General features: G+C 38.5%; 16 protein-coding genes. 12 read left to right on the top strand and 4 right to left on the bottom strand.

Going from position 1 to position 22,416, the window contains the following annotated elements:
* Positions 1 to 28: 28 nt before the first annotated feature.
* The 4 genes from ACYVHJ_RS00955 (at position 29) to ACYVHJ_RS00940 (ending at position 4,205) form a co-directional block, all read left to right on the top strand.
* Positions 29 to 1,309 (top strand): anthranilate synthase component I family protein, encoded by a 1,281-nt coding sequence (locus tag ACYVHJ_RS00955; RefSeq protein WP_460511731.1) that lies wholly within the window; start codon positions 29 to 31, stop codon positions 1,307 to 1,309.
* On the top strand, positions 1,310 to 2,659 hold the full coding sequence (gene gdhA / locus ACYVHJ_RS00950) for a glutamate dehydrogenase (protein WP_460511729.1): 1,350 nt from the start codon (positions 1,310 to 1,312) through the stop codon (positions 2,657 to 2,659).
* A gap of 6 nt (positions 2,660 to 2,665) precedes the next feature.
* Positions 2,666 to 3,742 (top strand): DNA polymerase IV, encoded by a 1,077-nt coding sequence (dinB, locus tag ACYVHJ_RS00945; protein WP_460511727.1) that lies wholly within the window; start codon positions 2,666 to 2,668, stop codon positions 3,740 to 3,742.
* Positions 3,743 to 4,010: 268 nt separating this feature from the next.
* The gene (locus tag ACYVHJ_RS00940; RefSeq protein WP_339905076.1) at positions 4,011 to 4,205 is read left to right on the top strand and encodes a hypothetical protein; all 195 of its coding nucleotides are present in this window, start codon (positions 4,011 to 4,013) and stop codon (positions 4,203 to 4,205) included.
* Here ACYVHJ_RS00940 and tamL read toward each other — a convergent pair.
* From tamL to ACYVHJ_RS00925, 3 genes are all read right to left on the bottom strand, one after another.
* Positions 4,202 to 6,475 (bottom strand): BamA/TamA family outer membrane protein, encoded by a 2,274-nt coding sequence (tamL, locus tag ACYVHJ_RS00935; protein WP_460511724.1) that lies wholly within the window; start codon positions 6,473 to 6,475, stop codon positions 4,202 to 4,204. The genes ACYVHJ_RS00940 and tamL overlap by 4 nt on opposite strands.
* Positions 6,476 to 6,524: 49 nt before the next feature.
* Entirely contained in the window at positions 6,525 to 11,546 is a 5,022-nt protein-coding gene (locus ACYVHJ_RS00930; RefSeq protein ID WP_460511722.1) for a translocation/assembly module TamB domain-containing protein, read from the bottom strand.
* A 107-nt stretch (positions 11,547 to 11,653) separates the two neighbouring features.
* Positions 11,654 to 13,165 (bottom strand): catalase, encoded by a 1,512-nt coding sequence (locus ACYVHJ_RS00925; RefSeq protein WP_460511720.1) that lies wholly within the window; start codon positions 13,163 to 13,165, stop codon positions 11,654 to 11,656.
* A 295-nt stretch (positions 13,166 to 13,460) separates the two neighbouring features.
* Here ACYVHJ_RS00925 and miaB point away from each other — a divergent pair, with 295 nt between their 5' ends.
* From miaB to ACYVHJ_RS00895, 6 genes are all read left to right on the top strand, one after another.
* Complete coding sequence (gene miaB, locus ACYVHJ_RS00920; RefSeq protein WP_460511718.1) at positions 13,461 to 14,921, top strand: MiaB/RimO family radical SAM methylthiotransferase; 1,461 nt, start codon at positions 13,461 to 13,463, stop codon at positions 14,919 to 14,921.
* A 14-nt stretch (positions 14,922 to 14,935) separates the two neighbouring features.
* Positions 14,936 to 16,249: a sigma-54 interaction domain-containing protein gene (locus ACYVHJ_RS00915; protein ID WP_339901830.1), complete on the top strand. Its 1,314-nt coding sequence runs from the start codon at positions 14,936 to 14,938 to the stop codon at positions 16,247 to 16,249.
* Entirely contained in the window at positions 16,236 to 16,769 is a 534-nt protein-coding gene (locus ACYVHJ_RS00910) for an LptE family protein (protein ID WP_339901829.1), read from the top strand. The genes ACYVHJ_RS00915 and ACYVHJ_RS00910 overlap by 14 nt, the downstream gene beginning before the upstream one ends.
* A gap of 40 nt (positions 16,770 to 16,809) precedes the next feature.
* The gene (locus tag ACYVHJ_RS00905; RefSeq protein ID WP_460511715.1) at positions 16,810 to 17,649 is read left to right on the top strand and encodes a hypothetical protein; all 840 of its coding nucleotides are present in this window, start codon (positions 16,810 to 16,812) and stop codon (positions 17,647 to 17,649) included.
* A gap of 15 nt (positions 17,650 to 17,664) precedes the next feature.
* Positions 17,665 to 18,033 (top strand): preprotein translocase subunit SecG, encoded by a 369-nt coding sequence (gene secG, locus ACYVHJ_RS00900; protein ID WP_460511713.1) that lies wholly within the window; start codon positions 17,665 to 17,667, stop codon positions 18,031 to 18,033.
* A 159-nt stretch (positions 18,034 to 18,192) separates the two neighbouring features.
* A complete protein-coding gene (locus ACYVHJ_RS00895) occupies positions 18,193 to 19,182 on the top strand; it encodes a sterol desaturase family protein (protein ID WP_339901827.1) in 990 nt (329 codons plus the stop codon).
* Positions 19,183 to 19,233: 51 nt separating this feature from the next.
* On the opposite strand, the gene ACYVHJ_RS00890 is transcribed toward ACYVHJ_RS00895, so the two are convergent.
* Complete coding sequence (locus ACYVHJ_RS00890; protein ID WP_339901826.1) at positions 19,234 to 19,947, bottom strand: hypothetical protein; 714 nt, start codon at positions 19,945 to 19,947, stop codon at positions 19,234 to 19,236.
* Positions 19,948 to 20,176: 229 nt separating this feature from the next.
* On the opposite strand from ACYVHJ_RS00890, the gene ACYVHJ_RS00885 reads away from it, so the two are divergent.
* Both ACYVHJ_RS00885 and groL read left to right on the top strand, forming a co-directional pair.
* Positions 20,177 to 20,455, top strand: a complete 279-nt coding sequence (locus tag ACYVHJ_RS00885) for a co-chaperone GroES (RefSeq protein ID WP_073095107.1) — start codon at positions 20,177 to 20,179, stop codon at positions 20,453 to 20,455.
* Between the two features lie 53 nt (positions 20,456 to 20,508).
* Positions 20,509 to 22,140 carry a chaperonin GroEL gene (gene groL / locus ACYVHJ_RS00880; protein WP_339901825.1) on the top strand — a complete coding sequence of 544 codons (1,632 nt, stop codon included), beginning with the start codon at positions 20,509 to 20,511 and terminating at the stop codon, positions 22,138 to 22,140.
* Positions 22,141 to 22,416: the final 276 nt, after the last annotated feature.

Genomic DNA, 22,416 nt, shown 5'->3' with positions numbered 1-22,416 from the left:
TTCATGGCATTTACTTAATTTTGCAAAGATGCCATCAAACGAAAACAAGCTCACTATACAAACTAACTCCGATTGGGTGCCAAAAATGCTGGCATGGGTAGACCTGAACTTTACCTGTTTTGGCTATTTCACTTCACAGGAAATAGCGTATCCATCCGGTGGTTTTAACCATGTATTGTATGCAGGGACCAAAGCTGTCAATTTGGAGAATTTGGATCAATTGCCCTCAGACAAGCCTAAAGTGGGCATCATATCCTATGATCAAAAAAACAAATATGAGAAATTATCCAGCCAAAACAGGGAATGGATCAATTGTCCTGACAGTTTGTTTTTTAGCCCGGAGATAACCATTCTTATCAGCAATACACAAATAACCATTGAAGGAACCTCGCCTGATCAGATCTTGGCTGAAATATTGAATACAACAGCCTCCCAAAGACGAAGGAGGGGAAATTGCAACCTCAATTGTTCTCAGGACGAAGAAAGCTATACAGCTACTTTCCAAAAAATTCAAAATCATATTTTAGAAGGAGATATTTATGAATTGAATTATTGCATGGATTTTCAGGGTACCGTTTCCCATACTGAGCCTATCAATTTGTTTTTAGACCTATGTGAAAATTCACCCATGCCCTTTAGTGCTTTGTTCAAGTCTGCAAACCTGTATCTTTGCTGTGCTTCTCCTGAGAGGTTCTTAAAAAAGCAGGGACAGACTTTGCTTACGCAACCCATAAAAGGTACTGTTAGAAGAGGAAGAAATCAGCTAGAAGACAAAGTACTAAAAAAACAGTTGGCTGAAAGTAAAAAAGAGCAAGCGGAGAACTTGATGATCGTGGATTTGATGAGAAATGACCTTGCAAGACTGGCACTAACAGGAAGCGTGGACGTAAAGGAGTTGTTTGGCATATATTCATTCAAGCAAATCTCTCAAATGATTTCATCCGTCACTTGCCAATTGCCACCCTCCGTTGGTTTTGAAGAAATTATATCTAAAACCTTCCCTATGGGAAGCATGACCGGAGCTCCCAAAATCAAATGCATGGAGCTTATAGAAGCTCATGAAAAATTTAAAAGATCTTGGTTTTCAGGCAGTATAGGGTATATAGACAGCAATGGAGATTTTGATTTTTGTGTAATAATTAGAAGTTTAATTATAGATCGAACAAAAAATTCCATTTATTTTGGCGTTGGAAGTGCCATTACAATTGATGCAGATGCCAAGGCTGAATACCAAGAATGCCTGCTCAAAGCTGCTTCATTAATCAATACTTTAAAAAACTTTTATTCAAATTTCAATAACCCCATTTAAATGTCATCATTAAAAAATATCCTTAAAAACGTAATCGATAAAAACCCCAACGAGTCTGAATTTCACCAGGCAGTAGAAGAAGTATTTGATAGTATCCTCCCGGTGCTAAAGGCCAATGATTTATATGTGGATGAAAAACTTTTTGAACGCATTTGTGAAGCAGAAAGAATTATTTCCTTTCGCGTTTGCTGGACAGATGACCATGGAAAGGTTCAAGTCAATAAAGGATATCGAATACAAATGAACAGTGCCTTGGGGCCCTATAAAGGAGGCTTGCGCTTTCATCCAAGTGTAAACCAAAGCATACTTAAATTTTTGGCTTTCGAACAGGTATTCAAAAATGCTTTGACCGGAATACCACTTGGCGCAGGAAAAGGAGGTGCCGATTTTAATCCTAAAGGAAAATCTGATGGCGAAGTCATGCGATTTTGCCAAGCCTGGATGATGGAAGCCTATCGACACATAGGGCATTTCACAGATGTTCCTGCGGGAGACATAGGCGTCGGAGAAAGAGAAATAGGCTATCTTTTTGGGACTTACAAAAAAATACGAAATGAATTCCAGGGAGTTTTAACGGGAAAAGGAAAGGATTGGGGAGGTTCATTTTTAAGGCCCGAAGCGACAGGCTATGGTTTAATCCATTTCGCCCACTTTATGCTCACAGAGATTGATGAGAATTTAAATGACAAAGTTTGCTTGGTTTCAGGTGCAGGAAATGTCTCTCAATTTGCTATAGAAAAACTGCTACAAGAAGGGGCTAAGGTAGTTGCCTTTTCTGATTCCACGGGTTTTATTCATGATCCGGAAGGGATGACGGAAGAAAAATTAGATTTTTTGAAAACTGTAAAAAATGGGCAGAGAAAAAGCATTTCAGCTTTTGCGGAAAAATTTGAATCGGCCACATTTACGGCAGCAGGGAGTGAAAACATTTGGTCTATTCCTGCAGATTGTGCCTTCCCTTGTGCCACACAAAATGAATTGAATGAAGGAGATGCCAAGCTTCTCAAAAAAAATGGATTACTTTTATTGGCTGAAGGAGCAAATATGCCTTGCACGCCGGAAGCCATAAATTATTTACAAGAAACCAATGTGCTTTATGGACCGGGTAAAGCCAGCAATGCCGGAGGTGTAGCCGTTTCAGGACTTGAAATGACGCAAAACAGAATGGGTAACTATTGGACAAAAAGTGACTTGGAGAAGCAATTGCGAACCATCATGAAAGGTATTCATGAAAAATGCCTGGAAACCATCAGCAAGCATGATTTGAAAAAACAGGATTACCTCAATGCTGCCAATATAGGCGCTTTTGAAAAAGTGGCCAAAGCCATGCATGCCCAAGGAACCGTATAATAAACCATGGAAAACTACCGGAAAATCATACATGTAGACATGGATGCATTTTTCGCATCGGTAGAACAATTGGATCATCCAGAATATAAAAACAAGCCGCTCGCTGTCGGGGGAAACAAAGAACGGGGGGTGGTGGCTGCTGCCAGTTATGAGGCCAGAAAATTTGGTGTCCGCTCAGCCATGTCTTCAAAACTGGCAGCAATTAAATGCCCCAATTTAATCTTTGTAAAACCCAGGTTTGAAAGGTATAAGGAAATCTCTATGGTAATCAGGAAGATTTTCCTGAGCTATACCGACCTTGTGGAACCCCTTTCTCTAGATGAGGCGTTTTTAGATGTGACCACCAATTTTTTGGAACTCCCCTCTGCTACTTTAATAGCCAAGGATATCCGTAAAAAAATCAAGGAACAGACGGGGTTAAACGCATCTGCAGGCATATCTTACAATAAATTCCTTGCTAAAATTGCTTCTGATTTGAACAAGCCCAATGGACAGGCGGTGATCACACCGGCAGAAGCAGAAGCCTTTTTAGAGAAATTGCCCATTGAGAAATTTTACGGCATCGGCAAGGTAATGGCCAAGAAAATGAATGCATTTGGGATCTACAATGGCTATGACCTTAAACAATTTTCATTGCCTTTTTTAACCGGAAGGTTTGGGAAATCAGGGCTTCACTTCTATAAAATTGTCAGGGGTATTCATGAGAGTGAAGTCAAACCCGATAGAATCAGGAAGTCAATTGGAGTGGAAAGAACATTCGACAAGGACCTATCAGCTATTCAAGCCATAGAAGCTACACTTAAAGAAAATATTTTACCGGAGTTTTATCGAAGACTGGAAAGAAACCATGCAAAAGGCAGAACGATTACCGTCAAAATCAAATACAATGATTTTAGCCTTCAAACTCGTAGCAAAACACAGGTAAATCCGATAGCTCTAGAAAAGATGGAAGAAATTGCTTTGGATCTCCTACATCAGGAAGCACTAAATCTACCCATTCGCTTGTTAGGAATAAGTCTTTCTAATCTTATTTCAGATGACCATGACAGGCCCTCAGGTGAACAGCTTAAGTTTGATTATTAAACCTAAGGCTTTTGGTGGATTTATAGGCTCTCAAAAATTCAGTATACTTTTTTATAAAAGAACGCCACATATACAGAACCTTATCTCTTTTAAAACATTCTTAAGTTTACTTATATTCGATTCAAACCTTTTGCCCTTTGCGGCATAAGAATTGCACTATCTGCTACCTTAAGCACAATCTATTATTTACTGTAATCAGCTTATAAAAAACCAATTAATACGGCTTTTAAAAGCTCCCGTGCATTTTGTTTATATAATTTTAAAAATCATGAATAGAGAAAAAGAATACCTACAGTTTGGATTGAAATATGGGATACCATTGGCTGTTATTGGCGCTACTTTAGCCATGAAAAAGTCAAGTAATTTAGGGAAATTACTTACTTTCTCTGTGGTTACACCGGCCATGTTGGCTTATTTGTCCAGCCTTATTAAAACCAAGGAAAAGTTAAACACCGGTCCTTAAAAAGGGTAGCCTATGGCAAAATTAAAAACTAAGTTGCTATTCCTCCAGTCGCTATCCTGCAATTTAAATTCTGAAGCCCAACGCTCTCCTTCCGGCAAGGAGGGGCTTCTAAGAGGGGTAGCTAAATCAAACCTGATTACAAAAAATTCAATGTCCACTCTGAGCCCAATTCCGGCTCCCACTGCCAGCTCTTTGAACCAATCTTTTCCAAATTTACCTCCGGGTAATGCCTCATTTTCATTAACCAGCCAAACATTACCTACATCTACAAAAGTGGCTCCTTTAAGGTAAGAGAATATTGGAAATCTAAATTCTAAATTTCCTTCTAACCTTATATCACCTGCCTGATCAAAATAATTGGCTGTGGTTTCGGTTTCAGGAGTGAAAGATCCGGGTCCCAAAGACCTGATTCTAAAAGCCCTGATACTATTGGGCCCTCCGGAAAAAAACTGTTTGGCAAATGGTAGGGAAACGGAGTTGCCATAAGGAAGTCCTACACCTCCAAACAAGCGGACAGCAAGCAATTTTTCTTCTGTAAATCTCCAGTAATATCTAAAATCGATATCCCCTTTATTGTACTGGGCATAGTTAAATCCCAAGAATTTGTTCTGGTCTTGATTGTTAAATACATTGTTCAACAACCTCAATCCGCCCCCTGCCAGGTCTAAATTGGCTCCAAAATATATACTATGCTCCCTGTATTTATCCATTAGCTTGTTATAAGCAAAATTATAGGTTATTCCTGCGATGAATTGATGCTCAAAACTTTGCCTTAAAAATGGATTGTCCTCCAATATTTCTTCAAATTCACTAGAAGTATTGGAGATGTCTACAAAGTTTAGTGAGATGGGAGTGATCTCATGATAAACAAAACGATTGGCATTCCAGAAATATCCATAAGTAGCCGAAACCGTGTTTAACTTATAATAACCTCGTCTATCCTGATACTCAGTGCCAAGACTAATTTTTGTCTTGGGTACGGAATAAGCAAATCTTTCTTTAATGGCAATAGGAAATACCACTCTAGGAAAGATCAAATCACCTTTTAAGCCTATTTCAAAAGCACTTAAACTTTCTCTATCACCTGCGGCAATTTGGCTTTCATAGCCTACCTCTGCCGTTAGATTAAATGTTTCCCCTCCCTTAAATAAATTTCTATTTCTATAATTCAATAATAAAGTGGGGCCGGCAAAATTATTGGATTTGGAAACACCTTGTAATTCGGCCCTAATGGAGCGCTTGTCTAACGGAGTAAGGTAAATATTTGCATCCAATTTCCCTTTCCCTCCGCTCAGACTGGTATCTGTTTCTGTATACCTCAGGTTCACAAACCGAAAATTTCCAATACCAGTTAATCTACTACTGGTTAATCGTGTGTCTTTCGAATTATAAAGGCTGTCTTTTTCAATCAATATGTATTGATCGAGTAAATCAGGCTTGAAAGTCAATTCATTTTGGATAACCATCACATTGTCAACCAAGGTCGTATCTGTCTCCTGCCCATATTTATCCATAGAATAATTAGGATAGACACGGATATTTTGAATTTCATAGGGCACTATACCTTTTTCAGGCGCATTTTGTTTGAGCCTTAAAAAGAGGTCAAACCTTTTATCTTCATATTGGTTGGTATCGGCTTCAAAAATTAAAAAATCAGGGTTAAAATTATAAAAACCTTTATTTTTAAGGGCTTCATTTAATCTTACCCTTTCATTTTTCATCATTTCCAGAGAAAAGTAATCTCCTTCAGCTATTTCTGTTTTATCAAGCAATTCCCTGATGCCACGGTCTATTGCAGAACTGTCTTTTTCATATTGATAGGTGGCCAATTCATAGGGTTTAGCCAAATCTACCGAATAGTTAACTGATGCTTTTTTGGGACCGGCCTCCACATTTGCACTCACCCTAGAAAAAAAGAATCCATTGTTATCTAGTCTGTTTACAACCAGGCTTTGGGTTTTTTCGGCGTCCACATCACTTAAATACACAGGCTCTTCTCCCAATTTCTTATAAATAAATCGATTGATAAAGCCCGGATTTTCCTGCTGCATTTTATAGTGACTCCACAAACCAATCCGCATTCCCAAAAATTTAGCATTGGGTTCGGGCTCGAGCAGGCCTTCAAGTTCCGCGTTAATCGCTTTAAAACCTTTTACAGAGAAATCCCTATTGATTTTCAAAGTGGCTCCCGTATATAATTTTTCGTCTTCAGGAATATATTTAGAAACGCTACAACTTACCAAAAACCACAAGGGTAATAGTAAAGCCATTGCTAACAATGACTTGATATTTGATAATTGGAATAAAGTATAGCATTTATTAATTTTCATTGTTCTCCTCTTCTGCTTGATTTTCTTGTTCTTTTCTCCTAGAATCTATACCTCTCCAGAGGTCTTCGAATTTACTGAACTCTCTATTGAAAATTACAGAAAGCCCGGTGACAACCAATTGTCCATCTATAAAACTTTCAAATTGATTTTTTCTAAAGCCCCTTGCTCTATAGCGTCCATTTTCGGTAATTAAATACTCTACACTAACATTGCCTAGCAGAGAATTACCTGTGCCTGTAGAAGAACTTCCCTCTATGTCAATTTGACTACCTACCTGAACAATTAGCCTATCGTCTAAAAACCTTTTACTGGCATTTACATTGAGCTGGGTCCTTGACTGTGGGGAATCTCCTTGATAATCCTCAAAGCTATCCAACCCCACATCTAATTCTAATCCTGTCCCCCCTACTAAACTGTTGGTAAAGGTATTTAATTGACCTGAAAGTAACTGGCTCACACTGGATCTGGCCATGGCTGCGGTTCCTCCACTGCCCGAATTATCTCCACTAGGAAAAAAGCTATTTAACACCAATAATGAAAAAACTTGGCGGTTTAACTCCCCTTCCTGGTTGTTCAATTGCTTCACTTGCGCATATACGGCACCACCCAATGCTCCCCTTTCGTCTTCAGGCATATCCATTGTAAATGAGATCTCAGGTTTGAGCAGCTCTCCATCTATATTAAGGTAAACGATAAAAGAAAACTCTTGCCTGTATTTGGACATTGTTTCTCGGGATCCCCCGGATGCTGTGGCTGTCATTAAGTCTGAAGCAGAGGTTTTAACACTATATATTGCCGTAATATCCATATTGGCATCCATGGGATCACCTGCCCAGCTAATGGTACTTCCTTCTTGAATTTCAAACCGCTTGCTTACCAAATTGTACAAACTCAATTCATAATGGCCTTTGGACAACTCGTAAATCCCACTTAAGGTCACTCTCCCATTTGGATCCATATTCAATTGGAGATTTGCCGCCCCTTCCACCATTAAATTGTCTCCGGATCTTTCATCAATTACAAGATTAAAAACTGCTTCCGAAGATACATTTAATAGCATATCTACCTTATAGCCGGTATAGCCTGAATTGCTTGTTTCTTCGAGTCTTTTGGTAAGGATATCTTCAGGGTTTTCTCTGTTGACAAAGGTGACTACCCCTTGCCTTTCCACCACATCCAGCTGACTTTCAGGGATCACCACACTTAAGTTTGTCCCCTTGTCGACTGAAATATCGGCATCTATTATGGGTAAATTCAAGTCTCCTTTTATGGTTACATCTGCTCCAATCAATGCATCACCATAAAATAAATCATTGTCTTCTTGCGTAGAGTTCAGCACTTTAAAATTATCCGCTGTCAAAGAGAGGTCAAATTGAGGGTTGATAAAATCATTTTCGGTAATGATATCCCCATCCAGTACAAAGTTATTGTCTTGGTCATCTTTAATGGTCAGCTGATTCAGGTACACACCTTGATTATCCACCCTTATTTCATCCTTGTCAATTGCAAAGCGAGCATTCAAGGTGGCAACGGTAAATTCAGTCTCATTGAAGGCTAAATTTCCGGAGTAAATTGGGTCTGAAGAACTTCCTTCCACTTTAAATTCACCTGAAATAAATCCATTCCCATCGCTTATGGCTCCGGCCGTAAGTCCATCCAATATGTCCAAGTCAAATTTATTCAAGTCCAGCGCCAAATTGAGCTTGGCCCCTAGAGGATCCGCTACAAAACCACCTGTGAGATCCAGGTCCACGCCTTGATCTTTGATCATTAGGTCAAAATCATAATTCTTTTGATCATTGCCCGAAGCTTTTAAAGTCAAGTTACCGAGAGGCACCTTGAGCAAGGCCATATCTTGCACGGTTAAGTCGGCTTGTAAACCGGTGGCTCCAAAGGGGTTTTCTATTTTAATGGCACCGTTGACCAACCCTGCAGCTAAAATTTCATCAGGGTTCAATAAACTGGTGAAAGTTCTTAACCTGAAATCATTGAAGGTAAGATCAAATGAATTCTCTCCCGGTTCATTCCCGAAAGACACAAGTTGCTTTTCTCTTGAAAACTCAAAAGCTTCAAAAAACACCTTATTATCAGCCAATGTAAAAGCATTGTTTTCTGCTACCTCCCATTTCAATTTATTAAAAATCAGGCCTTCAGGATTGATGTGCAATCGCATGGAATCCTCTCCAAATCCCAGATCAAAATCAATATTTGCCAATACTTCCTCTTCATCCAAAGCATTAAAATTAACATACAATTGATTTTCCAATACTTCACCGGAAAAATAAGTCGGACCTATTGCCAACCTCCCAAAAGACAAGGCCATGACTCCAAAATCAAATTCAAAGTTAGACGAGTCACTTAGCACATTTAAATCCAAGCTATCCAATACTGCTCCTGAATAAGAAAGATAAGGAAAGTTAATCCGCCCATTTAATTTGGCTTTCTTTTCATTGAATTTCATTTCAATTGACCCTTCGTCCATCTCTTCTAAGCCAGGTAAAATCACTCGCTGCAAAAGCAATGTAGAAGGTATGGTAAAGTCCATGTCCACGTTAACAGGCCTTGAAACTTGCTCAGTAGAAAGAGAGGCGCTGTCAAGAAAATATCCGTTGAAATGTCGGGATAGGCCTTCGTATGTTTCTCCCGGGCTTACATTGGACTGCAAGAATCCATTTAATAAATTACTCTGAATACTAAAGTCCGTTGAATCAGGTAAAACCCGTAGTGAAAGATCCATTCCTCCCATAGGGTAGGCCTGATCGTCTAATACAAGGGTTCCATCTGTCAATTTTGATTCAAGATCAAAGTTTTCCAGCTTGCCCTCAAAAGCTGCGTTTAAAGAAAATTGGGTTCTTAATTTTTTAGCACTAAAATTAAGCCCATACAAGTCCGCCCCTTTGAGTTCCAAATCCATATCCACCTTATAATTGGAAGGTGTTAAAGACACATTGGCTAATAAATCCATATCCAGCATCTCATCTTTATGGTTCACTTTGATTTGGCCTTCCCCATCTACAATTTCACTGCTCAATTTTAAACCTTTATAATTGTGCCCATTATACACCAAATTAATCAGCTTGCTATCTAAACTAAGATCTAGACTGTCAAGTGATCCAACCTTTCCCTGGGCCGCCAGTTCCATATCCAGTGGTCCATAAGTAAGGGTATCTCCCATTACTTTACCTAAGGGCACAGCCGAAATGGTAGAATTTAAGTCAAAATTATAGGCCCCTTGTTCTGTAGACAGTTCTGCAGCCAATGCTACTGAAGCATTGTAGGCTTTCAGTTTAGCTTCTAAATTAAAATCATCAAGCGATCCTGCTGAAGATACTGAAAGATCCAAGTTTTGAGGATACTTGATACCCAAACTATCTTCCGGTGTAAAGAGGTTCAAATCTGCTGCCGTGGAAACAAAGCTGAACTTATCCAAATCCCATGCAAGCCGATCGGTATCCAAGGGATTGGAAAGTGTTCCGGAGATGTCCATGCTTGTATTTCTCCCCCATTTGGCGGCAATCTCTTTCAGGAGAACCTTGTTCCTATTTCCTGAGGCAAGCAAGGAAGCCTGAAAGCTTTTCCTTTCAAAAGTCTTGAGGTAGGGATTATTCCCCAGGGAAGGTGCAAAGTAATAAGCATCCTCCACTCCCAGGTTTACATTTTGGATGGCCAATGCCATGGATGCCTTTTCAGGTTCATCCATAACTGCTACAAGACTAGGGTATTCCAGGTTAAAATCACCCTCCAAACCACTATGCCCTGTATTTACAGATAACTCGTTTACTTGCAAAGAAGAATCATTTAAGAACAACCGGGCCTGAAAGTTTTCAAGTTTGAAACCCGAACGTTCGGTAAAGCCAAACTTATCTAAAGAAAAACCGGCTTTTTTAGGCTTATAGTAGAGGTTATTGGCCTGTAGGATAAAATCTTTCACACCAACATCCTCCGGATTAAATTCACCGGCTTGACCCTGAACACCATTTACCCCATAATTTATTTGATTATTGGAAAGGTCTATAGTGGAAAGCTCCACCTCCCATTCCGGCCATGCAAATGGCGCTACGGAATCTTCCTTGTCAACGGTCTTTTTTTCCTCCTCAACTATTGTTTCACTTTGGTAATCAATCCGTGAATCATAAAGAGACAAGCGCTTTATTAATACCTTTTGCTTATCAAGATTGGCTTCCGGCATTTCAAGTAAAAAGTCTCCAAGATTGGCCTGAACTTTCATTCCATCGGGCAAAGAATGATAGTCGGCATTAATATTTTTTAAGGAAAGTTTGTCCAATACCAACAATGGCATTGGCATATCACTCTCGGAAGAATCTTCACTAGCCGGCAAAGGCTTGAATTGTTGATAAGAAAGGGCTGAATTTTCCCATAAAATTTCAGTTACGTGAAATTCCATTTTATTCAAGTCCATTCCATTGATCGCTACGGAAAGTTTACCGAGATTAAGCGATCCTGATAGGCCCATTAGCTTATCAGTAAATTGCAGGTCCCAATCTTCTAAATTGACCGGTCCTATATTAATATCAGGGTAACTGCTTTCGTTCGAAGACATGGTATCAGCAGTTGTGGTATCAGTATTACTTCCCTGGCTTACGAAAGCCTCCATCAGGTAATCAAAATTGAAGGACCCTGTGCTATCTCTTTTTATATTGGCCTTGAGTCCTTTCCATTCTAGTCTTGACACATTGATTTTATTGCTTGAAAGGTATGGCACTAATTCGAGTCCTGTTTCAAGTTTATTACTGTATACAAGGGTATCTCCATTGGGTTGTTCCAAATACAGCCCTTCCAAATAAAGATTACCACGAAATGTCAGGTACAATTTATCAATATTAACTTTGCTGTTGGTTTTTTCAGCAAGGTATTGGGTGGCCTTGCTTACGATAATATCTTGCCCAAAAGGACTACGGATAAATAAAAGAATAACAAGCACCAACAGACCTAGGCCGAGCAGAATCCATCCTCCAATTTTAAAAATCTTTTTACCTAAGTTATGTGCCAAAGTAATGTGTTTAACTAAAAAAAGGAGTGGACGAACGATCCACTCCTGAATTAAAAATCAATATTCCGTTCACCGGGTATACAAATATCAATTATTATACCAAATCTTTAATGTGCGCCCGAAGATGCAGCCATCACAGCATTTAAATCTACACCAAAACCTTTAGCTACTCGTGCTCCAAATTCCTCATCCATTCTGAACCAGTGGCATAGCTGTCGGTTTATAATTTGATCCCTTTTGGGCCCCGAGATCCCCCTCATCGCCCCTATGGTGTTTTTTATGGTATTGTCTTGCTCTTCCTTACTCATGACATCCCTAAACAAAGCCCTAGGTTGGGAATAATGATCGTTCCCTCCTAATTTGCTATTCCTGTCGTACCAATCAACAATATTGTCCTCAAGTTGTTCAGAAGGTTCCTGATAAGTTTTGTCCACCTCAACTTCATCAAAACTATTTGGCCAATAATTGGGCTTTCTTCCTCCATTGCCATTCACACTCATCATTCCATCTCGTTGGTAGTTATTTACCGCATAAGGGCATCTATTTACAGGAATTTGTTCATAATTGCCCCCTAATCTGTACCTATGTGCATCCGGGTAAGAAAGTAATCTTCCCTGAAGCATCTTATCAGGACTGTAACCCAGGCCATCTATCAGGTGGGCAGGGGCAAAAGCAGATTGCTCTACATCCTGAAAGTAGTTGTCAGGGTTTTGATTCAACTCCAATACACCTACATCAATTAACGGAAATTCCGAATGAGGCCAAACCTTGGTCACATCAAAAGGATTAAAATCAACCTTTCTAGCTTGTTCAGGTGTCATGACTTGAATCTTCATGTTCCACCTTGGAAAATCTCCTTTATCAATGGATTCCAAAAGGTCTCTTTGAGAGAAATCCAAATCCTTGGCTTTCATCTGAGCAGCTTCTTCATCTGTAAAGTTCTTGATTCCCTGAGCAGTTTTAAAATGATACTTTACATAGGTTTTTTCATTTTTTGCATTGATCATGGAAAAGGTATGAGAACCATAACCATTCATATGCCTATAACCTACGGGCGTTCCTCTATCACTCATTAAAATTAAAACCTGGTGCAAGGACTCAGGAGTCAGTGACCAATAATCCCACATCATGGTTGGCGATTTACAATTGGTATAGGGGTCTCTCTTTTGGGTATGGATAAAATCTGAAAACTTTTTGGGGTCTTTAATAAAAAACACCGGAGTATTGTTTCCCACAAGATCCCAATTGCCATCTTCTGTATAGAATTTAACAGCAAAGCCTCTAGGATCTCTTTCGGTATCCGGAGATCCTTTTTCCCCACCCACTGTAGAAAATCTAAGGAAGACTTTGGTCTTTTTACCTAATTTATTAAAGACTTTCGCCTTGGTATAGGCTGATATATCATCTGTCACCGTAAAGGTTCCAAATGCACCTGATCCTTTGGCATGAACTACTCTTTCAGGAATTCGCTCTCTATTAAAGTGAGCCATCTTCTCATGAAGTATATAATCTTCCAAAAGCACCGGGCCTCTTGGACCAACTGTTTTTGAATTTTCATTTTCGACATATATTCTACCCGAAGCTGTCGTTAGTTTGTTATGCTTGTTTTCTTCTTCCATGATACTAGACTTTTAATAATGGTTTATGTTATTGATTCGCTTGAATAAAAGTAGGAAGAATACACCCATAGTAAAAATTGATTATCTCTATATAATAATAGTTTTTATCTATGTTGATACATAACCTCTTAATCAGCAGAGCTTAACACTAAAAGGAAGTCTATAAAAATTTTATTGTGCTCAAATTCTTAATACAAATCCGGCTTTTAGTAAAGTAATGTCAGAATAATAAAGTGAACTACTGTCAATATGTCGGTATTTTATTAAATTTGCGATCTGAAATTATAGTTAGTCAATGGAAAATATTATTAAAGATATCGATATCATCAGTGGGGAGGAGGCAAAAACCTGTGATTTTAAGGTAACGGCTGACGAAAATACCGGGAAGTCGAGGCGGTTGTATATCGAAAGCTATGGTTGTCAAATGAATTTTTCGGATAGTGAGATTGTAGCCTCTATCATGAAAGAAACCGGATTTGATACAACTTCAGATTATAAAAATGCGGATGTCATTTTCCTAAACACCTGTTCTATAAGGGACAAGGCAGAACAGACCGTACGCAAAAGGCTAAGTCAGTTTAACCAAATCAAAAGTGCCAATCCGGAATTAAAAATAGGAGTATTGGGATGCATGGCAGAGCGCCTAAAAGAAAAACTGCTAGAAGAAGAAAAGCTGGTGGATATGGTGGTAGGACCGGATGCCTATCGTGATTTACCTAATCTTGTTGGGCAGGTCGAAGAAGGGCAAAAAGGCATCAATACATTTTTATCCAGAGAAGAAACATACGCTGACATCTCACCTGTTCGCCTTAATTCAAATGGTGTAAGTGCATTTATTTCTATCATGAGGGGCTGTGACAATATGTGTTCCTTTTGTGTGGTTCCATTTACCCGTGGTAGGGAAAGGAGTCGCGACCCTTATTCCATTACAAAAGAAGCTCAAGAATTATTTGACAAAGGGTACAAAGAGGTGACCCTTCTGGGGCAAAATGTGGACAGTTACAAATGGTCTCCTCAAGAGAACAATAAAGCGAGGCTCAATAAAAAAGCGTCCGAAATCACTGAGGTTGTACATTTTTCTGACTTGTTGGAAATGGTCGCCAAGGTTAACCCAAAACTCAGGGTTCGATTTTCTACTTCTCATCCCAAAGACATCACGGATGAGGTCTTGTATACCATGAAACGTTACGACAATATTTGTAAATACATTCATTTACCTGTGCAAAGTGGCAATAGCAGGGTGCTGGATTTGATGAATAGGACCTATGACCGAGACTGGTACCTCAACAGGGTTCAAAAGATTCGTGAAATTCTTGGTGAGGATTGTGGCATATCTTCCGACATGATTGCAGGTTTTTGTTCAGAGACAGAGGAAGAACACCAAGACACCCTAAGCATAATGGACATCGTTCAGTATGATTTCTCTTATATGTTCTATTATTCAGAGCGACCCGGTACCTTGGCTGCAAAGAAATACCCGGATGATATTCCTTTGGCAGTAAAAAAACGCAGGTTGCAAGAAATCATAGATAAACAAAGCATTTTATCTATGATCAGGCATAAAAGGGAAATAGGCCAAGTACAAGAAGTCCTGGTAGAAGGAGTTTCTAAAAGATCTACCGAACAGCTAAAGGCAAAAAACTCAGCGAACAAAGTAGTGATTATTCCAAAAGGAGATTTGAAGATTGGTGATTATGTCAAGGTTAAAATCACCGACTGCACCTCAGCAACCTTATTTGGAGAAATAATCAATTGATAAATAGCAAAACCATGATCTCTATCAGTGCTTCGGAAATATTGAGTATCAAACAAAGGTTTGGGATAATTGGAAATAGTCCATTATTAAATCATGCCATTCAGGTAGCCATGCAAGCTGCGCCTACGGAAATGACTGTATTGGTCACCGGAGAAAGTGGTAGTGGTAAGGAATCTTTTTCTAAAATCATTCATGCACTGAGCAAACGAAAACATGGGAAATTTATAGCTATTAACTGTGGGGCCATACCTGAAGGAACAATTGATTCCGAATTATTCGGGCATGAAAAAGGCTCCTTTACCGGTGCTCACGAGGCCAGGAAAGGCTATTTTGAGGTCACTGATGGGGGTTCCATATTTTTAGATGAAATCGGTGAAATGCCTCTTGGAACTCAAGCCCGTCTATTGCGTGTTTTGGAAAACGGGGAGTTTATTAAAGTCGGTTCATCCAAAGTTTTAAAGACAGATGTCCGCGTTATTGCAGCCACGAATGTCAACCTCATAAATGCTGTAGAAAAAGGGAAATTTAGGGAAGACTTGTATTACCGCTTAAACACTGTCCCAATTTTTGTTCCCCCTTTGAGGCAAAGAGGAGATGATATCGCATTATTGTTTAGGAAGTTTTCTACAGATTTTTCTGAAAAGTATTTGGTAAGGCCCATCACCCTTACCCAGGATGCCAGGGATATATTATTAACCTTCCCTTTTCCGGGAAATATCCGACAACTGAAAAATTTAGCAGAGCAAATTTCGTTATTGGAACAGGAAAGAGAAGTTGATGCAGAAACATTAATCAAGTATCTACCCAAGGAAAAAAGCAGCTTGCCTGCCTCCATTCAGGGGAATAATGATCAAAAAGAAGCTTTTTCTGATTTTTCTGAGCGTGAGATTTTGTACAAGGTTCTTTTTGACATGAAAAAAGACATGACGGATTTAAAAAAATTAATTTTAGAATCCTATCATTCCGGGGGCTTGGATCAAAACATCATGAAAAAGCATCAAAATCTTTTTGATGACATGGAATCCTCAAACCAGTACGAAGAGAGCAACAAACCATCTAAGAATCTTCCGCTAGTTTTGGAGACTTTAGGAGCGAAAAAAGAAATAAAAGACGAAGCAGAAATTGGCAGAAAAAACTACCAAGAGGACATCATTGAAGACATCATACATGAGGAGGACGACCATTCACTTTCTTTAGAGAAAAAAGAAAAAGAATTGATTACCAAAGCTCTAAAAAAACACCATAACAAAAGAAAATATGCAGCGATGGATTTGGGAATCTCTGAAAGGACACTTTATCGGAAGATCAAACAATATGACATTCAATAAAATCTGCTTATACTTTTTTAGTTTTACGGTCTTATTTTCAGCCTGCAAAGTTGAGTACAGTTTTACGGGTACCACGCTGGATTACAATGTGACGAATACTTTCTCTGTCGCAAATTTCTTTAATGATTCAGGAGGAGGGCCTGCGAACATGGGGCAATTGTTTACGGAAGACCTGAAGGATTATTTCCAAAGAAATACACAACTGGAATTGATTCAAAACAGTGGTGACCTACAATTTTCAGGGGCTATTACCGGATATACCATTAGCCCACAAGCCACAGTTTCCAGCACCAATGCCAATCAGCCTGATAGGGCCGGTCAGATGCGGGTTACCATTAGGGTGGAAGTAGAATTCATCAATACTAAAAACGAAGAAGAAAATACGAAAAAAACCTTTTCTTATTTCCAAGACTACAACCCAAGCAACACTACACTCCTCGAGGTAGAATCGGAATTGGTGGAAACTATTTTTGAGGGTATCATACAGGATATTTTCACTTCCACTGTGGCCAATTGGTAAAATTTGTTAAATTTAACATCTACACTTAAAAAGAAACGTCGTGAACGCTCAGGGATTTTTAGACTTAGTAAGTAAGGCCAATGACCTTGAAAATGCAGATTTAAAAAATGCATTGAAACTTCAAGAGAAGTACCCCTACTTTTTGGCGCCAAAAATAATTGCAGCTAAATACGAATGGGACAAGGCTTCAGGAGCCTCTAAAACCCTACTTCACTGGGCCGCAGTGGTTAGTCCGGATAGGAAAAGATTAAAAAGCCTCCTAACGGGCTCCTCTCCAATTGTCCAAAACGAACCCATTACGCCTCCGGAAGCACTTGCTAACAGGGATGAAACAAAGGAAATAGTATCAACCATTGCTCCGCCCATACCCGAAAAAACAACTACACAAAAACAAGAAACTGTTACGGACAATACTTCCAGACCAAAAAGGGATGAAATATTGAGGCGCTTGGAGGAAAATTTAAAAAAAATAAAAAAAACAGCTCCACCATCCAATGAGCAAAATCAATCGCATGTAAAAAAAAAGGAGGAGGACCTAGAAAAAAAAGCTGATAAAAAAGATCCCGTCACTGAAAGCAAGAAAAAAAGAAAAAAACCTTCAGCCAAGAAAAACAAAAAAGCCCAGCAAAAATTAATTGATGATTTCAAGGAGAAACCTATTCGGCTAAGCAAAGATAAATTGGATGAGTCTGTAGCATTGCCTGACTTGTCTGAACAAAGTACTCATTTAAATCACAGAATGCTTTCAGAGTCCTATGCCAAATTATTGGTCAAGCAAAATAAAAAAAATGAAGCTGTGGAAATATATCAAAAATTAATATTGAACTTTCCAAAGAAAAGGGCTTACTTTGCAGACCAAATTGAGAAGTTAAGAGAATAATATAATATAACTAGCATGTTTACAGTAATCATAAGTATCATCATCGTTTTGGCCGTTTTATTGATTTTGGTCATTTTAGGTCAAAATTCTAAGGGAGGTGCCGGAGCAGCTTTTGGTGGAAGTGCCTCACAAATTATGGGTGTCACCAAAACAGGGAATATTTTAGAAAAAGCTACATGGGTTTTAGCCGTTGCAATATTGGCCTTATCATTGGGTTCTTCGGCCTTTCATGAGAGCAGTAGCTCATCAGGGTTTTCTTCTCCAAATGTAGAGAATGCCCAAAAGCAAATTCTTACTCCGTCTTTTGACGACCAGTCCATTTTGCCTGCTGAAGGAAATGAAGAAGATGCTTCAGAAGAAACAAGCCCCGATACTGAAGAATAAGTTATTCCGCTTACCGAAATTCTAAGGCCTGTTGAAATCAACAGGCCTTTTTTATTTAAAATTTTAATATTATTTAAGGATGCAAAAATTGAAGATGAGCGGGAATATGATTAAATTGACATTTTAAAATCCTAAAAAAACAACTCAAAGTTTATATTTATGTTTGAAAATCATTTAAGTCTGGAAGATTTAGGCGCTGATAAATGGCCTAATGTCATTTTATGGGCCGCTCCTGTGATGTTTTTATTGGTTTTTATAGAATGGGGCATCAGCTTATATCAAAAAAAGGACACATACGATAAAAAAGATTTCTTGGCAGCCTCCACTATTGGACTGGTGAATGTAGGAATTAGTGCATTGATCAAAGCCTTCACCTTTGGGGTTGCTTTGTTCTGTTGGAATATTGTACCATGGAAAATCCCTGCCACTTGGTGGTCTTTTATCTTTTGTTTCTTTGCCATAGACTTGGCGAGGTATTGGGCGCACAGGGTCACTCATGAGCAACGTTTCTGGTGGGCTACACACATTACACACCATAATTCTGCAAAATATAATTTCTCTGTATCCTTCCGTTTAGGTTGGACACAACATATTAAAATTATTTTCTTTGTACCTGTAATGCTGATGGGTTTCAATCCATTCGTTTTCTTCATCTGTCATCAAGTGGCTGTTTTGTATCAATTCTGGATTCATACTGAGTATATCAAAAAGCTTCCTAAACCAATTGAATACTTCTTTGTAACACCTTCCCACCATAGGGTTCACCACGGAAGTGATGAGCATTATTTAGATAAAAATTATGGCTCCACTTTTATCATATGGGACAGAATTTTCGGAACTTTTATGGAGGAGAAAGAAAGACCTACTTATGGAATCACCAAACCAGTTACTTCATACAATCCTGTTTATTTGGTATTTCATGAATGGGTGGACATAGTGAAAGACATCCGTAAGGCAAAGGACTCTAAGGAAGTCTACCAGATCTTGTTTGGTAAACCTGGTGATGAGGTGATAAAAAACAGAGAGTTGAGGGAACAAGCAGAAAAAGAGGGCTTCAAAGAAAAAGCAGAAGCTAAAAGCGCCGCAAAAAGCAGCCCTACACCAATATTGGTCTCAAATGAGAATTCACTATTGAAAAAGGAAGACTAAAAGAATAAATCATTGCTTGAATAAAAAAGGGAAGACTAGTCTTCCCTTTTTTTATTCAATTTCAACATGCTTAAGGAGCAAGCGCTTGCTTATAGGCAGTAAACTTTGCTCTAGAGGAATAGCATTCTTTGACACAATACGCCAAGTGGATGGATTTGGCAAGTCTTTGAAATTTTTGATCAAATCCAGTTTGATTTGATGGCAGGTTTTTGTGATGCTTTTTTTAATGGAAGCGATAAACTTGAGAGCAATACCTCTGTATTTGTCCAAGTTGTTTTGAAACAAATCAATTTTATATCGATAGACCAAAATCTCTTTAGAGTAACCATTAGAGACCAGTGCATAACCTTCTTTCTGATAAAGAGCAGATAGCCCTACAGGTTCTATCTCCAACTGATTTTCAATAAAATCATAAATACTTTTCCCCTCTTCGATATGCTTTTTTATTTGAGGAAGGGCATAGCTAATTATACTTACCAACTCTTTCATGGTTTCATCATCCTCAGTTTTACTCTTATAGTTTATGGATACTTTTTTCAGATCAAAGGATTGAATTTCTTTAGGAAATTTTGAATTGATATGGTTTTTGTTCGTATCAAAATGTTTAAGTTTATGGTAATGAGAAATCAACTCTGTGAGAGGAGGGTAAAGTTTTACTGACTTAAATTCATGTTCAACTTCTTTGAGATAAGCCAAAAGCAAATATTTTTTGTACTCAAAATCAATCAAGCCTTCAGCTATCCAGTTGTCTGATAAGTTTCTCATATTTTAGCTCATTAAATTTTCATAGATAAAATACGTAAATATGTCAGGAATCGCAATTATCATCAGCAAAACTGACAGGAATGCAAAATTCATAAAAGGACCGGCCTGACATTATTGAAGCTTAATCAAGACTTTATGTCAGTAATAAATTAAAAAACATGATTGGCACAGAAAGTGTAAATAAGGTTTTTGTATTATAGAAATCAAACTTTAAAAATAACTAAATCACATGTCTAAAGTTAACATCCAACCTCTAGCAGATAGGGTTTTGGTAGAACCCGCTGCCGCAGAAGAAAAAACGGCTTCAGGCCTTTATATCCCTGATACTGCCAAAGAAAAACCACAAAAAGGTACAGTTGTAGCCATAGGTAATGGCAAAAAAGATGAGCCATTAACTGTAAAAGTTGGCGACACTGTTTTGTATGGTAAGTACGCCGGCACTGAGCTATCTGTAGAAGGTGCTGATTATTTGATCATGAGAGAAGCGGACATCTTCGCTATCCTTTAATTACAGGTCTAATAATCAAGTTTAATTAATTTAAATTAAAAAAAATTTTAAAAATGGCTAAGGAATTATTTTTCAATACCGACGCAAGGGATCGTCTAAAAAAAGGAGTTGACGCTCTTGCTGATGCAGTTAAAGTAACACTCGGACCAAAAGGCAGAAATGTAATTTTGGACAAGAAATTTGGTGCACCAAGCATTACTAAAGATGGTGTAACTGTAGCTAAAGAAATTGAGCTGGAAGATGCTATTGAAAACATGGGAGCTCAATTGGTAAAAGAAGTAGCTTCTAAAACAGCTGATGATGCGGGTGACGGTACCACTACTGCCACTGTATTGACACAGTCTATTTTCTCTGTAGGTATCAAAAACGTAGCTGCGGGTGCTAACCCAATGGACCTTAAAAGGGGTATTGATAAAGCTGTAGAAGCAATCGTTTCTGAATTAAGAGCTGCCTCTAAAGAAATCTCTACTTCAAAAGAAATTGCTCAGGTAGGTACTATTTCTGCCAACAATGACTCTGAAATCGGTGAAATGATTGCAGATGCCATGGAAAAAGTTGGTAAGGATGGTGTGATCACTGTAGAAGAAGCCAAAGGTACTGAGACAGAAGTAAGAACTGTTGAAGGTATGCAATTTGACAGAGGATACCTTTCTCCATATTTCACCACCAATACTGAGAAAATGGAGGCTGAATTGGAAAACCCATATATCCTTATTTACGACAAGAAAATTTCTGCAATGAAGGAATTGCTACCTGTATTGGAGCCTGTTGCTCAGTCAGGAAGGCCATTGTTGATCATTGCTGAAGATGTAGATGGTGAAGCTTTGGCTACCTTGGTAGTAAACAAAATCAGAGGTGCACTTAAAGTGGCTGCTGTAAAAGCTCCAGGATTCGGTGATAGAAGAAAAGCAATGTTGGAAGATATTGCTACCCTTACCGGTGGTACAGTAATATCTGAAGAAAGAGGCTATAAACTAGAGAATGTAACCATTGATTACCTAGGTACTGCTGAGAAAGTAAACATCGACAAAGACAACACTACTGTTGTTAATGGTGCAGGTGAAAAGGCAGCAATTGAAGCTAGAATCAATGAGATTAAATCTCAAATTGAAAAAACTACTTCTGATTATGACCGCGAAAAACTTCAAGAAAGGTTAGCTAAGCTATCCGGTGGAGTTGCTATCCTATATATTGGGGCGGCCACTGAAGTGGAGATGAAAGAGAAAAAAGATAGAGTAGATGATGCCTTACACGCTACTAGAGCTGCTGTACAAGAAGGTGTAGTTGTTGGGGGTGGTGTAGCACTCATCAGAGCTTCTGTAGCCCTTGAAAAACTTAAAGGTCTTAATGAAGACGAAGATACTGGAATCAACATTATCAAGCAGGCTGTTGAATCTCCATTGAGAACAATTGTTTCTAATTCAGGTGGAGAAGGTTCTGTAGTTATCAATAAAATCAAAGATTCTAAAGGAGATTTCGGTTACAATGCAAGAACCGATAGCTACGAAGACTTATTAAAAGCAGGTGTCATAGACCCTACTAAAGTAACACGTCTTGCTTTAGAAAATGCCGCTTCTATTGCAGCATTGTTATTGACCACAGAATGTGTAGTAGCAGATATTAAAGAAGAAGCTCCGGCAGCTCCTCCAATGGGAGGAGGCGGAGGAATGGGTGGAATGATGTAATCCCATTTTCTTGAAAATTATTAAAGGGAAGCACAGATGTGCTTCCCTTTTTTTATATGTTTTTTAGCCCTATTGTTTGAACTTTTTATTCTTGCATGGCCTGGTTTTGAATTTTATAGAATATACAGAAAAACCTAAAAGAGGATCAGAATACCACCTTTTCTAATCAAGGCTATAAAGATTAAAAATAAAACTAAAAATTTATAAAAAATTTAAGGAATAGGAAATCAGTTGTTTATTAAATCAATTTTTGAATTTTAACGGTACTTTGAGGTC

It is taken from the genome of Cyclobacterium sediminis (genome assembly GCF_054781075.1).
This window is presented reverse-complemented; position numbering and strand designations above follow the sequence as displayed.

Bases quoted from the DNA above. Each gene is read 5' to 3' on its own strand.
- ACYVHJ_RS00955 (WP_460511731.1), top strand. From the start codon at position 29: ATGCCATCAAACGAAAACAAGCTCACTATACAAACTAACTCCGATTGG.
- gdhA (WP_460511729.1), top strand. From the start codon at position 1,310: ATGTCATCATTAAAAAATATCCTTAAAAACGTAATCGATAAAAACCCC.
- dinB (WP_460511727.1), top strand. From the start codon at position 2,666: ATGGAAAACTACCGGAAAATCATACATGTAGACATGGATGCATTTTTC.
- ACYVHJ_RS00940 (WP_339905076.1), top strand. From the start codon at position 4,011: ATGAATAGAGAAAAAGAATACCTACAGTTTGGATTGAAATATGGGATA.
- tamL (WP_460511724.1), bottom strand. From the start codon at position 6,475: ATGGCTTTACTATTACCCTTGTGGTTTTTGGTAAGTTGTAGCGTTTCT.
- ACYVHJ_RS00925 (WP_460511720.1), bottom strand. From the start codon at position 13,165: ATGGAAGAAGAAAACAAGCATAACAAACTAACGACAGCTTCGGGTAGA.
- miaB (WP_460511718.1), top strand. From the start codon at position 13,461: ATGGAAAATATTATTAAAGATATCGATATCATCAGTGGGGAGGAGGCA.
- ACYVHJ_RS00915 (WP_339901830.1), top strand. From the start codon at position 14,936: ATGATCTCTATCAGTGCTTCGGAAATATTGAGTATCAAACAAAGGTTT.
- ACYVHJ_RS00910 (WP_339901829.1), top strand. From the start codon at position 16,236: ATGACATTCAATAAAATCTGCTTATACTTTTTTAGTTTTACGGTCTTA.
- secG (WP_460511713.1), top strand. From the start codon at position 17,665: ATGTTTACAGTAATCATAAGTATCATCATCGTTTTGGCCGTTTTATTG.
- ACYVHJ_RS00895 (WP_339901827.1), top strand. From the start codon at position 18,193: ATGTTTGAAAATCATTTAAGTCTGGAAGATTTAGGCGCTGATAAATGG.
- ACYVHJ_RS00890 (WP_339901826.1), bottom strand. From the start codon at position 19,947: ATGAGAAACTTATCAGACAACTGGATAGCTGAAGGCTTGATTGATTTT.
- ACYVHJ_RS00885 (WP_073095107.1), top strand. From the start codon at position 20,177: ATGTCTAAAGTTAACATCCAACCTCTAGCAGATAGGGTTTTGGTAGAA.
- groL (WP_339901825.1), top strand. From the start codon at position 20,509: ATGGCTAAGGAATTATTTTTCAATACCGACGCAAGGGATCGTCTAAAA.